Annotated in this window: 13 protein-coding genes and 1 pseudogene; 5 read left to right on the top strand and 9 right to left on the bottom strand. The window is 38.3% G+C overall.

Annotated elements, in window-relative coordinates; genetic code table 11:
- The first annotated feature begins 24 nt into the window (after positions 1–24).
- Positions 25–1,062, top strand: coding sequence for a 23S rRNA pseudouridine(2604) synthase RluF (gene rluF / locus CXF64_RS10540; protein ID WP_101217059.1), 1,038 nt, complete (start codon positions 25–27; stop codon positions 1,060–1,062).
- A 22-nt stretch (positions 1,063–1,084) separates the two neighbouring features.
- On the opposite strand, the gene CXF64_RS10535 is transcribed toward rluF, so the two are convergent.
- Positions 1,085–1,669, bottom strand: a complete 585-nt coding sequence (locus tag CXF64_RS10535) for a hypothetical protein (protein ID WP_101216971.1) — start codon at positions 1,667–1,669, stop codon at positions 1,085–1,087.
- A 59-nt stretch (positions 1,670–1,728) separates the two neighbouring features.
- Entirely contained in the window at positions 1,729–1,986 is a 258-nt protein-coding gene (locus CXF64_RS10530; protein ID WP_101216970.1) for a MetJ regulator of methionine regulon, read from the bottom strand.
- A 241-nt stretch (positions 1,987–2,227) separates the two neighbouring features.
- On the opposite strand from CXF64_RS10530, the gene CXF64_RS10525 reads away from it, so the two are divergent.
- Positions 2,228–2,560: a PBPRA1643 family SWIM/SEC-C metal-binding motif protein gene (locus CXF64_RS10525; RefSeq protein WP_010552992.1), complete on the top strand. Its 333-nt coding sequence runs from the start codon at positions 2,228–2,230 to the stop codon at positions 2,558–2,560.
- Positions 2,561–2,669: 109 nt separating this feature from the next.
- On the opposite strand, the gene CXF64_RS10520 is transcribed toward CXF64_RS10525, so the two are convergent.
- Both CXF64_RS10520 and CXF64_RS10515 read right to left on the bottom strand, forming a co-directional pair.
- Complete coding sequence (locus tag CXF64_RS10520) at positions 2,670–5,738, bottom strand: efflux RND transporter permease subunit (protein WP_101216969.1); 3,069 nt, start codon at positions 5,736–5,738, stop codon at positions 2,670–2,672.
- Between the two features lie 2 nt (positions 5,739–5,740).
- A complete protein-coding gene (locus CXF64_RS10515) occupies positions 5,741–6,823 on the bottom strand; it encodes an efflux RND transporter periplasmic adaptor subunit (RefSeq protein ID WP_024591780.1) in 1,083 nt (360 codons plus the stop codon).
- Positions 6,824–6,945: 122 nt separating this feature from the next.
- On the opposite strand from CXF64_RS10515, the gene CXF64_RS10510 reads away from it, so the two are divergent.
- Positions 6,946–7,848 carry a LysR family transcriptional regulator gene (locus tag CXF64_RS10510; protein ID WP_101216968.1) on the top strand — a complete coding sequence of 301 codons (903 nt, stop codon included), beginning with the start codon at positions 6,946–6,948 and terminating at the stop codon, positions 7,846–7,848.
- Entirely contained in the window at positions 7,838–8,143 is a 306-nt protein-coding gene (locus CXF64_RS10505) for an MGMT family protein (RefSeq protein WP_024598125.1), read from the top strand. The genes CXF64_RS10510 and CXF64_RS10505 overlap by 11 nt, the downstream gene beginning before the upstream one ends.
- 254 nt (positions 8,144–8,397) lie before the next feature.
- Here the strand turns inward: CXF64_RS10505 and CXF64_RS10500 are convergent, their stop codons facing one another.
- From CXF64_RS10500 to trhA, 5 genes and pseudogenes are all read right to left on the bottom strand, one after another.
- Positions 8,398–9,333, bottom strand: a complete 936-nt coding sequence (locus CXF64_RS10500; protein ID WP_101216967.1) for an HNH endonuclease — start codon at positions 9,331–9,333, stop codon at positions 8,398–8,400.
- A 331-nt stretch (positions 9,334–9,664) separates the two neighbouring features.
- A complete protein-coding gene (locus tag CXF64_RS10495; RefSeq protein ID WP_101216966.1) occupies positions 9,665–10,147 on the bottom strand; it encodes a hypothetical protein in 483 nt (160 codons plus the stop codon).
- Positions 10,140–10,328: a hypothetical protein gene (locus CXF64_RS10490; protein WP_101216965.1), complete on the bottom strand. Its 189-nt coding sequence runs from the start codon at positions 10,326–10,328 to the stop codon at positions 10,140–10,142. The genes CXF64_RS10495 and CXF64_RS10490 overlap by 8 nt, the downstream gene beginning before the upstream one ends.
- Before the next feature lie 260 nt (positions 10,329–10,588).
- Entirely contained in the window at positions 10,589–11,170 is a 582-nt protein-coding gene (locus CXF64_RS10485; protein ID WP_101216964.1) for a hypothetical protein, read from the bottom strand.
- A 263-nt stretch (positions 11,171–11,433) separates the two neighbouring features.
- Positions 11,434–11,787 (bottom strand): annotated as a pseudogene (gene trhA / locus CXF64_RS21065) (PAQR family membrane homeostasis protein TrhA); the annotation flags it as partial.
- Between the two features lie 252 nt (positions 11,788–12,039).
- Between trhA and CXF64_RS10475 the strand changes: the two are divergent.
- Complete coding sequence (locus tag CXF64_RS10475; protein ID WP_101216963.1) at positions 12,040–14,565, top strand: metallophosphoesterase family protein; 2,526 nt, start codon at positions 12,040–12,042, stop codon at positions 14,563–14,565.
- The last annotated feature ends 106 nt before the right edge of the window (positions 14,566–14,671 follow it).

Genomic DNA, 14,671 nt, shown 5'->3' with positions numbered 1-14,671 from the left:
AAAAATTACTACGCTATAAGTGCCATGACCGAATTAAAACGTTTAAATAAATTTATTAGTGAAACAGGATTTTGTTCACGCCGCGAAGCCGATAAATATATTGAGCAAGGTCGTGTCAGCGTTAATGGCTACTCACCAGAAATGGGCGTAAAAGTAGCCGCTACCGATGTTGTATTAATTGATGGTAAGCCTCTTAAAGCCACGCCGAAGCGCGTTTACATTGCCTACAATAAACCCGTTGGCATAACGTGTACTACCGAAAGTAAAATTCAAAGTAATATTATTCGCGCAGTAAATTATCCTACGCGTATATTCCCAATAGGGCGCTTAGATAGACCGTCTGAAGGGCTTATATTTTTAACTAACGAAGGCGACATCGTTAATAAAATTTTGCGTGCAGGCAATAATCACGAAAAAGAATACGTTGTTACGGTAGATAAACCGCTTAATCGTCAGTTTGTTACAAAAATGGCGAATGGCGTGCCTATCTTAGATACCGTTACTAAAGAATGTAAAGTAACGCAAAGTGGCCCCAAAGAATTTAAAATAGTACTTACTCAAGGTTTAAACCGTCAAATACGCCGCATGTGTGAATACTTAGGCTACGAAGTGGTAACCTTAAAACGTACGCGCATAATGAACGTAACACTTAAAGGTTTAAAAGTAGGACAGTGGCGTCATCTATCAGATATTGAAATGGCGCAAATAAACGATTCAATTTCTGATTCTGGTAAAACTCAAGAGCACTCGCTTGATACTAATAAGCAATCAGAAAATAATGCACCTTTAGCACCTAAAAAACGCGATTTTCAGGGCGAAAACCCACGACGCTTTAATAATGGTGATCGAAATAGTGAGCGTAGTACTGAGCGAAATACAAATCGTAACTCTGAGCGCAGCAACGCTAACACAGAGCGCAAAAATGAGCGCAGTAATACTCCTTACCAAAAGCGTTCTACAACGTATGTGGGTAAGCCAAAAAGCATTAAAGAGAACAAGTCGTCTAATGCTAAATCAGACTCAAAACCAAGCTCGGACCGTATTCTCAGTCTAAAAAAATAATGTGCAGCTAAGTGGTATTCTACTACCACTGTATTTCTTGTACTATATTACCAAGTGGGCTTTTAACGCCCACTAAGTTTACGTTGTTATTTTGCAAACCCACCAATCTACCTTTATCTAAATACCATCTAAAAGTGTGCTTTTTATAGCTTTTTAAATCCAGTACAGTCAGTTTTGCGCAACTGTATTCATAATCAGTTGGGCAAGTACCTACTTCGAGTAACTGATATTCTTGCTGCCATATATTATCGCCGTATTTATTAGCCAGTAACTTTACTGAAATACATACTGACGTCCACAACCATAAGTAAATTAAAATAGGTAAACCGATTGGTATAAATACTGAGCGGAATTTCCCGTGCTCAACAATATAATCTTTAACCGTATGTTTAAATTCAAAGTTATTATTGTATTTTTTATATAGGTGCCTAAATAAAGCAACCGATAACACGATCGTTATTATTGGAAATAACGTAAATGTTAAGGTGTTATATATACCGTTGGGGATAAAAGCGGGATCGGCTTGTTCATCCCATGCAAGTAAAACCAGCGGAGGTGCTGTTACTAAAAGTAATAAGGCGCTGTTGAATAGTTGTTTAAAGGTCACAGGGGATTCACTTATAAAATGCTGCTTGTATAAAGCCCAAATTAGCGCTTAATGTTTAGCTATTGAATGCTAAAGCCAATATAAAATAAGAGTATACCTAAATAAACTGCAATCGCCGATAATGCGTTTTTAGAACGCAAGCGCTTAACAAGGTCGCGTGTGCCATCAACCATACCGGAAATAACCAGTAGTATGCCCCCTGTAAAACGGTAGTTGTTTAAGTTCACGTTACCACTATCGTCAGTTATAAAGCGTAAATAACCAAAAAGTATAAAAAGACTGCCTGCTATTAGTACTGCAATTTTAAAGGTTTCCAATGCTTTTCCATAATATTGAGTTAGATACTAAAACGGCACTAAGTTGAGTCATGATAATTTTACTATATTTCGAATTCAAATTTTGCCTAAATCCATTAAATGGTCTCATTATGTCGCTATATTAGGCGTATATACGCTAAAGCTTGATTTATATTGTGCATTAGCAAGTACACTTAGTTATATGTTGGGTAAGCTGTTAAGATGCGCCGTCTTAATAATGTAGAAAGGTTATAGAAGTAACATGTCAAAATTTTTCTTTATGGGTAAGCCCGACATAATGGGTAAAAATAACAGTAATGGATTTGCGCCAAATCGTACCGCAAAGGTCGGCACAGAGTTACACCCGTTAACGCTAATTGTAAACTCAGCTGAACGACAATCAGAAATAGAAGCAATACTAGAAGAGCATTCGCTGTTTGCTTCAATTGAAGTTAAAGCAGACGTACCAGAAGATATTCGCGAACTAGACTTTGCGCTTAGCAAGTCAACACCACAAGTATTTGATAAAGTACCAGAGCGTAACGCACCCTGTGTATGTGGTAGTGGCAAAAAATATAAAAAGTGTTGCGGTTAGTTTCTTAACAACTAAATATGTAGCCTTTCTTTTTTCATCGGTATTAAATAAAAATGCCACTGACCTTGAGCCAGTGGCATTTTTTAATGTTAACCAATTATATGTTTAACTACTTACGTGGCTCGTAATCAATTCTAAATATAACCGTGTAAAGTACTGGCACTACAATTAGAGTCAAAATTGTAGCAAAGCCTAAACCAAACATAATCGTTACCGCCATTGATTGAAAAAACACGTCAAATAACAGCGGGATCATACCCAAAATAGTGGTTATAGCTGCCATTGCAACCGGTCGTACACGGCTCACACCAGAGTCAAATACGGCCTCATAGGGCGATTTACCTTCCCTTAATTCAAGATTTATTTGATCAACTAATACAATACCGTTTTTAATTAGCATACCGCTTAAGCTTAACAAACCAAGTAGACCCATAAAGCTAAACGGAGCATTCATTGCTAACAAGCCCGCGCTTACACCAATAATAGCCAAAGGCACAGTTGCCCAAATAACAAGTGGCTGTTTAAGTGAGTTAAAAAGTAATACCGTGACTGCAAACATCGCTAAATAACCCAGCGGTAATGAGCCAAATATTGCTTTTTGCGCCTTGCTTGATGACTCAAACTCGCCGCCCCATTCTAGTTGGTAACCACGCGGTAGTTCCATGTTCTCTATCGGACCGCGAATACGGGCAAATAGTTTTGCAGGTGTTTCATCCCCTAATACATTATTATCGGCCATTACTGTAATAGTACGTTTGCGATCGCGGCGCATTATTAGGCTGTCTTCCCACTGCACATCAAATTCGTCTACAACCTGAGTCACTGGTACAAATACACCCAATACTGGGCTGTATATTTGAAGGTCGTGTACGCTTTCTACGTTTAAGCGCTCGTTAGCGGGAGAACGGGCAATAATGGGTAGCAACTGCGTGCCATCGCGATATACGCCCACTTGTTTACCCGATAAGCTCGTTAGTAATACATTGTCTAAATCTGATTTACTAATACCTAATCGACGTGCTTTTTGCTCGTTAAATTGCGGGCGAATCATTTTGGTACGTGCGCGCCAGTCATCTCGAATATTGAATGCACCGTCGTCCTTGCCTAATATCTCTTTGGTTTTAGCGGATAACTGCCTTAATACCACGGGGTCAGGACCCGAAAAACGAGCTTCTATTTTTGCATCAGTAGAGGGGCCAATTTCCATAGGTTTAATTTTAAGCTGTGCAGAGAGTGCATAATTGTGTGAGTAATCACGCACTGTTTGCATTACAGTTGCTACGGCTTCTCTGTTGGAAACACGAATAATTAATTGCCCGTACGCTGGGTATGATTTTTCTGGCGCGTAGGTAAGCATAAAGCGCGGTGCACCTTGGCCTGTTGTACTTGTTACTTCTTCAACAAGCTGTTCTTTTAATAAAAACTGTTCAAGTTTTTTAACGCCCTCAAGGGTTGAGCGAATATCAGAACCTTGCTCTTGCCAGTAATCTACATAAAACATAGGCGTATTAGAGGCAGGAAAAAACGACTGTTTTACAGAGCCAAAACCAACAACCGCTGTACACAGTAAAACAACCATTAATATAAGCGTGGTTTTTCTAAAGTGCAGCGCTAAATCTAAAATCGCTTTGTAACCATTAAAAATAAAGCCTTTATATGGGTCTTCATCTTCTTGGCCTTCTTCGTTTTTAAATTCGTTTTCTTTAAACATTAAATTAGCAAAAAATGGCGTTAGCGTAATTGCTGTTATCCAGCTTAATAAAAGCGAAATAAACAACACCCAAAACAAGCTACCGGCAAATTCACCACTGGCATCAGAGCTTAAACCAATTGGCGCAAAGGCAGTGACTGCAATTACTGTTGCACCTAGTAAAGGCCATTTTGTTTGCTCAACAATATTAACAGCCGCTTTGAGTTTTGTTTGGCCACGTTTAAGGTTTATAAGTATGCCTTCGGTGACGACTATTGCGTTATCAACCAGCATACCAAGCGCAATAATAAGTGCTCCAAGCGATATACGTTGCAAGTCGATAGCAAACAACTTCATAAATATAAACGTACCCAGTACGGTAAGCAGTAAAATACCACCAATTAAAATACCGCTTTTTAAACCCATAAATAACAGCAGTACAACAATAACAATCGCAATGGCTTCAAGTAAGCTGATAATAAAACCATCAACCGATTTTTGAACCTCTTGTGGTTGGTTGTATACAGAATTTATATGAATACCATGGGGGCGTTGATATTCAAGTGATGCTAAATGCTCGTCTATGTTTTTACCCACATCAACCACGTTAACACCCGACATAAACGACACGCCAATAAGTAAAGCTTGCTGAGAGTTATAACGAATAATGTTATTTGGTACTTCTGCATACTCTCTGTAAACCTTTGCAACATCGCCTAAGTAAATAAGCTCATTGGCACCTGATTTTGAAATTAGTAAGGTTTCGAGCTCTTTTACATCTTTAAATTCACCGGTAGGGTGCAGGCGAATTGATTCATCGCCCACGCGAATTTTACCCGCGTTAGATACCGTGTTTTGCGATTGCAATAACTGGAATATATGGCTTGGCGCAATCCCTAATTGAGCAAGTTTACGCGTAGAAACTTCAACCATTACTTGCGCTTGTTGTTGCCCCGCAACGGTTACTTTACTTACGCCTTTAACCAATACCAGTTCGCGCTTTAAAAAATCGACGTAATCTTTAAGCTCGTCATACGAATAACCATCACCGGTTACCGAATACATAACACCGTAAACGTCGGCAAAGTCGTCCAAAATAGTGCTTGGGTAAACACCACTGGGTAATGACGGAGAAAGGTCGTTAATTTTTCGACGCATTTCATCCCAAATTTGGCGGAGTTGTTCCTTACGATAAGTGCTTTTCATTTCAACAGTAATTTGTGATTTCCCGTTAGATGAAATAGACGTAACGTAGTCAACATAAGGTAATTGCTGAATCGCGTTTTCAATCGGAAAAGTAACTTCTTCTTCAACTTGCTGCGGCGAAGCGCCAGGGTACATGGTAATAACCATGGCTTTTTTAAGCGTAAACTCAGGGTCTTCTAGTTGCCCTAAATCAAAGTACGACACACTACCGCCAATTAATAGCAGCAGCGTAAACATCCAACTGATTACTTTTTTCTCTATGGAGAGTTGTGCAAAGCTCATAATTATAAGCCTCGCTCTTTATTCCATGCTCTTACTTTCATGCCTTCTTTTAGTGAATGCACACCGGCAGAAACCACAATTTGGCCTTCTTCAATACCGCTTAATACTTCAATACCATCGCGGTGCAACTGGCCAACCTTTACAGCTTGTTTGTGCACTTGGCTAGTTTTTGAATCAAAAAGCCATACGTAGGCGTTATCTTCAATTGATTCTTGCGGCTCAGAAAACACCGACTCGATAGGTAATATTGTATAAGCAACTTGCGAGCGTGTTACTTTACTTAAATCTATAAGCACGCTACCCGTCATACCCGCTAGTAAATTAAAGTCCTCAGGTACTGGTAGCGAAAACACAACTTTATAGGTAAGCGTTGCAGGGTCAGCTTGGGTGTCCCACTCTTTGATATCAAGTGTGTATTCTTTATCGTCAAAGCCATCAAACTTTACAGTAGGGTGGTAATCGGTGCCTTTTTTAAGGCGAGCGATTATTTTTTCAGGAACCTGGATTTCTACATCCATTAAATCGCGTGTTTCTAAGCGTAATATATTTTGCTTTGCTTGAATATTTTCAAAGTTTTTAACAAACACCTTAGCGACAGTGCCTGAAAATGGTGCGCGTAGTTCACTGTATTCAAGGTTCGTTTGTGCAATTCTAAATGCAGATTCAGCAATTTGCATATTAGCAGTGGCTTGATCTAATTCTGATTGGCTGGTGATTTTTTTCTCAAACAATTGCTCAATACGGCCAAGTTGTGACTTTGCCAATTCAAAGCGCGCTTTACGTTCGTCAAACTGTAATTGAAAATCTTCTGGATCCAGTTTTGCTAATAAATCACCTTTTTCAACGTGTTCACCAGCAAGAACCGGAAACTTAACAAGTTCGCCGTTTACCCTAAAAGCAAGGTAAGAGCCTTGGTTTGCAACAACTTCAGCAGGAAAACTACGAATGTTAATTTGCGTATCATGACCTATGTTGAATAATTTAACAGGGCGAATAGGCTCTTCTTTAACTTGTTGTTCTGGCTCAGAACAGGCTATTAAGCTAAGTAAGGTCGTTGTTAATAAACATAGACGAAAGAGTTTCATGTCTTCTCCGTTGCAATGATGGCAAAATAATTAAGTGCAGCATACGCTGCAAACATATAAAATAAAAATCATTAAATTTTAGAAACTCAATAAGTTTTATTTATGATGTTGCAGGGCGGTATATGAAGCTGAATCAATTAATAATTTTAGATGCCATAGTGCAAAGCGCAAGCTTAAGCGGAGCAGCACTAAAGCTACATAAAACGCAGCCCGCGCTTACACTCGCCATCAAAAACTTAGAAGCCAAAATAGGATTTGAGTTACTAGACAGAAGTAAGTACCGATTACAGCTTACTGAAAAAGGGCGTGTTTTTCACCGCGAAGCGCAGCAACTACTGCATGCCAACGACGAGCTAGCACAGCTCGCTAAAGAATTGGCATTAGGTAATGAACCCCAATTTAGAGTTTGTTACGAGCAACTTTGTCATATGCAGAGTTACAACGAGATCATAAGTAATACTTTTAGGTTGTTTACCAGCACAGAGTTTAGCTTAACAAGCGGGAAGCGCTTTATTTCGTTAGAGCAAGTAAACAGTGGGCAAGCCGAATTAGGTATTGGCCCGTGGTTTGATTTATTTCATGCGACAGGCGATTTAGAAAGTGTGCCCATAGGCAGGCTCGATATTGGCATTGTGAGCGCTAAAGGCGTACTTCCTCAAAAACTCACCTATAGCGAACTGCAAACGTATCCGTGTTTAGCCATGTTTGAAAGTGACTTGAGTATCGACAGCGACAGGCTATCGTACTCAAAAGGCTCCGCCATGATGAAAATTGATGATGTATCGACCCTAAAATCGTTTTTACTCTCAGGCGCGGGTTGGGCAATGATGAGCCTAGAGCACTGCGACCCTGAAATAAAAGCAGGCTTACTTCAAGAAATACATATTACTGATCGAGAGCATAAATTTAGTGCGCAAATTAGAGCCTTTAGGCAGCATGCAGTGCACCATGGCCCTGTAGCGCGTACTATTTGGGAGCAATTTAAACAATTAAGTAAGGAATATTCTAACAACAATGGATATTGATAAAGAAACACTTATTTATACTGTTATCGCAGGCATACCAGTAGGCAAAGTAGCAAGTTACGGGCAAGTTGCAGCTCTTGCTGGTTATCCGCAAAACTCACGGTTGGTCGGGCGCTTATTAAAAGTGATGCCAAACGACTCAGTTATACCTTGGCACAGGGTAGTGAATGGCCAAGGTAAAATATCGTTTCCTGCAGGTAGCGAAAAATACCAAGAACAGCGCGAAAAGCTTTTATCAGAAGGTGTACTGTTTAAAAACGACAAAGTGAATATGCGCGAGTGTCGGTGGGAGTGATGTGACTATTATTGGCAGGTAAGTGCCACTTGCTGGCCTTCAAGGCGTGAATCGATACTCTGTTGAGTGGCGCCTTCGGCTTAACCAACCTACATTTTGACGTAGGTCGGATAAGTGGCGAAGCCATGCCATCCGACACGGTAAAATACCTTATCAATTATTATCAATATTTTATGTTGTCGAGTAGCTGGAGAGTGCCAGAAGCGGACGTTAACGCTGCCAACAACGGCAGCGACTGATGTTGCTTGGCCTTGTTAAGGGGTGTTTTTTTCAAGACTCTCATAACCCATATACAAAATCTGCTCTTCATTTCTTATAGTTTCAAAAGAACTCATATCTAATTCTTTTGTTGATGTATTTCCATACTTGTAGTCTTTGCTAAACGGAATTGGAAATAATGTTAGTTGAATTGGCTTACCCATTATTTCACTGTCTTCATTTGGCATTGGTAATACTATTTGAAACATTGTGTTAGCAAATGCTATTACAAATTGCATATACGGAACATCGTTTACAGCACCTTTTCGGCGTAATAGAAAAATAGTTACTCCACTATATGGCATAGGCCCAGGTGTAAATTGTTCAAAAACAATGAAAGGTCGGTAAGGTAGTGACTCATAAGTATGAGCATCTAAACCAATCCATGTTATTAAATGCTTGAGGCTACTTAGATCTTGCTTAGGTGCAACTGATATAGCCATTTTTACCAAACATTTGAATACGGCTGCTGGAATATATGGCTGTCTGTGAGCAGTTATTTTTATAGATTTTTTTTCTTCGTCAATTTCATATATCGGATTTTCTTCATAGCTAGTTAATGAGATACCATGCTCTTTCATTGATATTCTAGTTTTTCCATCTTTGCCGACATAAGTTGGAACACCTTTTTTCCCATGAACTTGAGCCAATGTTCTTTGCGCGCCAAGGTATTTTGCTAGATGGTCTTCTATTGTCCTGCTAAATTTCTCATTGCAAACATCACATTCATCATATGCTACGAGAGATTTATTGCCTGTAAACTCAGGGATTGCATGTGCAATATTTTTAAAATCGACATCAGGGGAAGACCTATCACAAAACCTGCAAACTCTGTCTTCTTTCGTACCGATATAAACCTTTCCTCCCTTAGTCAAATTTATATATGAACTGATCAGGTCGTAGTTTTTATCAAAATAGTTAGTCTGATCCATATGTATTCCCTTAACAATTAATAGTGCGCTCGTCGCGCATATTTCTACCGACTCCACGCTCATTTATCTACATTATTTGTTTTAACAAATAACCTAAGGTATTACTATCACAAAGTTTTCTCAAACTTTAAAGTAGGGTTAAATAGAATAATATGCGCGAGCAGCTCATTTTCATGAATATATGAGCAAAAAGCAGTTTGACCAATCAATTAACGATGATATTTAGCCAATCTAAATGACTGGTTTTCGCTCACAGCCGAACTTCGCAAAAGTGCCATGAGCGGACATTAGTAATGCCTCATTTAGAGGCAATAAAATAGCTTATGTTATTTTAACCACCACCATTAGTGGATATAAACCTCATCACTGTTTCTTTTGCGCTATAAATCGCTGAAGCCCAAGCTTCAGGTGTAGATAATATCCAGACTAAAATGGCAACAACTGCACCAGTATAAAAATTTCCAAACACACCTGCTGCACCACTATTATGCCACGACCAAAATTTTGCACCTCGGCTTTTATTCATCGACTTACGAGCAACAGCGACCATCTCTTGGGATAACAGCTTTTGTATTTTGTCAGCTTCTTCATCAGCATTTGCTTGAAAGACTTTAGTAAGTAACTCATCTGCTGATTTTTCGTATTTCTTTAGCTCATGTTTCATTAATTTAAGACGAACAAACTCTTCAGCTTTATGACCTTCCTGTATCCATTTTCTTTTTTCATCTTTGTAAATACAATAAGCAATCATACCGGTGTAATCATTTTGGCTTTTAACAAGCTTTTCATATACCTTGTTATATTGGTTACTCAATGAACACCTTCCTGTCATGCTCACTGTTATATTCTTTAACAGCTTTTCTGATTAATTTGTTGTATTTCTTAGCAGTAATATTACCAGTTACGTCCACCGCTAGCCCTGAAGGAGCGTTCCCGCTATCAATACGCTCTTGAATACGCTGAGCTCTACTTTTACGAATGAAAATATTGAACATATGCCTCCTTATCACATAACGACACTGTGGAATAACCCTAACAGTCAAATTCAATTAAAAAACAAGTTCCTGTAATTAACCCCAAGCGTTTTTAAAGCATTAGATAATGTAATAATTTGGAGCCCATAAAACAGGCTGCTTTTCTTAAAAATGAGTAATTCTACAGCCTCAACGCCGCACTAAGCGGACTAAAATTGTGGGTTAAAATGTGTAGCGAATTGAAACGTAACCCACTGTTTTAGTTCCGTTTAAGTGCCTTGTTATGTTTTTATACTTATACCTGCTTTAGCATGTTCCGTATTAAAAAACACATGAAGCTTTTCTTTGTAGGTGTTTCCTAGAATATCTTTGTAATGTAGTTTCCACTCTTCTGTGTAGGTACTACCCTCTGTGCTCTCGTTTAGGTCTAGACATACGACCCAACTAATTGACTCTCCCACCTCTAAATCAGTAAGTGATTTGAACTCTTGAAATATATTTTTTTGAGAATCAGCTAAAACTAGTTTTCTGCCTTTTTTATTAAATATGACAATGTCTAAAGCTGGCCCTATACCAATATTTTTAATTGCAAAATCAATAAACTTCTCATCGCGGTTTGAATCACTAGTTTCAAACGTCTCGGGATTAAATGTAACATCAGTATTTTTTAACGAGTACAAACATTGAGTTGCTTTGCTATTTTTAGCTTCTGGGGCTGATTTAATATATGGCCTTAAACTATCGCGTCTTTGGTTTTTAAAAACAGTTATTGCGGCTACAAATGACAAAATTCCACCAAAATATCCTCCAAGGAAACCTAGCCAACCATCAATTGAACCAATCATTTCTCCAGGTGCAAACATAGTATAAAGCTTCAGTAACAATGGACTTATCAGCGCCACAGAAACCAATAAAAACAAATATCGCAATCTAGAACTCCTTTTGTGATGAGCTAAAACATAACAGCTTATTGAACACCATTGTGGTGGTTTATAACACACCAAAACGGCGGTTAATAATGTTATCGGACAAAATTAGGCTCCTACTCAAAAAAGCGGGAATAAATTTAACTTTTTCAGTGTCTGGTTATCGCTCAAACCAGACCATTCTAATTGTCTTAACCAGCCTAATAAACATAATTACTAATTGAAATATAATGGCAAACACACCCAGCAATAACGAATAAGTGCCAAATTGCGTGGCTAAATTGGGTGCTTTTAGCGCTGTAAAAAAAAAGTGCCTAAACTATAAAAAATACCGCCGGCAAGTAGCCAGTAAAGTGCTTTTACATCAACACTAGAATAAAGTGGATACACTATAGCCAGTGCAAACCAACCCATGAGCAAGTAGGTGGCGAGTGATATTTTTTTATTACCGTTTTTTACAAATACTTTGTACGCCACGCCACGCCACGCCTGCCAGTGCCACAGTCCAAATAAATCCATGACCAAGCACCAGCTAATGATATTAATAACAAGGGGGGTAGGTGCCGGCAAATTAACAATGACACTCATCATAAATTTTGGTGTGGCTGTCTTGCTTAATTGATATTTAATTTGTTTGCGTATTACTCATTGTCCCCAAATTAATAAGTTTTCACTTCAGGTTTATATCACGTTAATTTCCATAAAATTGTAATACTTCCCCTGTACCTTATTTACTTTATTTCTATTTGGCAGCTGTGAAGCTAAGTTGCCATAAAATTATAATTAAATAATAGGTAAATACCCTAATGAAGGCTTTAAGCAAAACCGCTTTAATAGTTGTTATTTCCAATGCTCTTTTTGCATGTGGTTCTGATAATTTAGATTCAACAGAAAATTCTGATCAAGTTGAAAATGAAAGTACGGTAAGTACTACGGTAAGTACTACGGTGACGCAAGGAGCTAATAAACTTGCAGAAAATAATAGTGATAATGTTTGGCGCTTTGCGGTTATACCCGATACTCAAGGTCGAGATGATGATGATTATAAACAAACAATTACACATACCTACGATGGTATAACGTTATCTGTCGATATTGGTTATGACGTTAATAATGATGACATTTTTGATGGTGAAGGTTGGAAGATTGACGTATCTGACCCTTATAACGCTATTTTTGTTGATGAAAATGGAGATCCGCTTGTTGCTGGCGGCTTGCCGGTCGAAATCGCAAGTAGTGAACGTTCAGATACGCCTTATGATTTTAAACACCTTCCTGCTTTATTAGTGGACCCTATTGTTTCTAAGATAAAAGAAGAGGGGGTTTCAGTTGTACTCGCCGTAGGTGATATGACCGATGTACGCACAGAAAATGAATATGTTGAATGGATGAATAAGGTTGGCACGCCTTTAACTGAAGCCGGAATGACTGTTTTACCTGTGCGTGGTAATCACGAAATTGTAGACGGTTATGATTGGCTAAGTTGGTTTACTACTTCAGTGGATACGACAGACAATCGCTCTGTTAATAATATGTATAATGGTATTGATGCATATACCGATGCAGATTCACAAGAATTCGATCAAGGGTACAATTTGTATCAACAATACCCAGGAAAACTATTGAGAAAAGGGTTAGAAAGCGGCGAAATAGTCGGCTACGAAGGTATTGAAGATCTTATGTACTATACCGTTCAAAACAATACCCTATTTATTGCTATAGACTTTTATGCCAGTGATTTAGTGTCTGTTAACTATGAAGGTACTTGGCTTCTTATTTATGATTGGTTAAAAAATGTTTTAGAAACAAAAGGGACTACGGTTGATCATATCGTTATGTTTGGTCATGAAGCTTTATCAACCAAAAAGCGTCCGTCTGTTTATAATTATGATGAATATTTTGACTATATTAGTTCGTTAAAAAGCGATGGAACAAGTGGAGATGAGGATGAAACTGAGCCAGGCATATTAGGGCTTGATACTGGTCAATTAGGTTATTTACAGCTGCAAGATGAGTCTTCACCTGGCTTAATGGATAACGTCCTTAATTTATTGAGTGAATATAAAGTTAACTATATTGCTGGCCACGATCATCAATACTCTCGTAGCTTAATTCATCCAGATAATTCGAATCCATCTGTTGGCTTTACGCAAATTGTTGCTGGTAATGCATCTTGGAAAGCGTACAACAATCGTTATGGTATTCATGATAAATATGAAACGGGTTTAGCGCAGGATAATTTTGCTCAAGTAGGTGACTACGAAGGAACAAATAGTCAGTACACTAAAGATTTAACTAAGTATGAAAAATCAAACAAAATATCATTCGTGATTGTTGAAGTTAATGGTCGTCAAATTACGTTTAAAAACTATTATGCACCGGTTAATTTCTCAGAAGCAGATATGAACATGGGTACATATTGGGATGAACCTCAAAATGCTTGGGTGCAATATGATGTTGATTCAGCAGGCAAAACCATTGAAGAAATTATCCCTATTGAATGGAGTGTAGGTGATAGTGCAAGCTATACGAGCGATGCGCTACAGCGTGTTGTTTCTCCCTACGAATCTTATTGGGCAACAACAAAAACACCTGATGAAGCCGGTTATATTGGTACGCAAGCGGCTATTTTAGATGGTTTTAATTTAACGTATAACAGTGTTGAAATGTTAACTACCGATACCCAAGATAAAAAGCAGGTGGGCGTTGATGCAAACTATCAAGATGATTTAGGGACAGGTAAAGGTGAATATACAATCTTTGCTGATGCTTATAGTATTCCTCGAGAAGAGCAAGCAATGAATGAATTGTTGTCATTAAGCTGGTTTACTGACGAGGATGCTACAACTGTATCTGATGTTTTGTACATTAATGGTAATTTAAACCAAGATGGCTCATATAAAAACACAAACGGATTTGTGCAAACCAGCTCTCCTTCAGAGTTGTTTTTTGATAAAGATGCAGTGGAAACCGATAATCCAACAAATGTTATTCGAGATGGTGTGATCACCGCTGAAGATGACGCTGATGCAATGGCGATTGCAATAACAGCTCCCGAAGGCGTTGATTTATCTACTTTAACTATTGGTCGATACAATGAAGAAACGGGTGTTTGGGACGCGTTTTTAGATGAAAACTGCTTTACTGCTACCTCTTACTCGGATGACTTTAGCGTTATGTTTCAATCGGGTGCTGGTAGTGCCCCAAGTGATGTAAGCAGCAGTTGTGGGACTTATTTGTGGGGTTATAATTATAACAATAACTCTGTTTGGGGTTTTACACATAAAGACGGTCGATTTGCTTTGGTTTTAAAAGTTGATAATGCTGGGTAAAGACCTCATTATTTTTTGAATTTATATAATTTAGTGTATTTTAAATCGATATAGAGCCTGACTTTATATCGATTTTACATATGTGATCCTCTAAATATTTCGATGT

The organism is Pseudoalteromonas sp. GutCa3, assembly GCF_002836155.1.
Classification (GTDB): domain Bacteria; phylum Pseudomonadota; class Gammaproteobacteria; order Enterobacterales; family Alteromonadaceae; genus Pseudoalteromonas; species Pseudoalteromonas arctica.
Note: the sequence above shows the minus strand (reverse complement) of the source record. Positions and strands in the feature narration are given on the sequence as shown.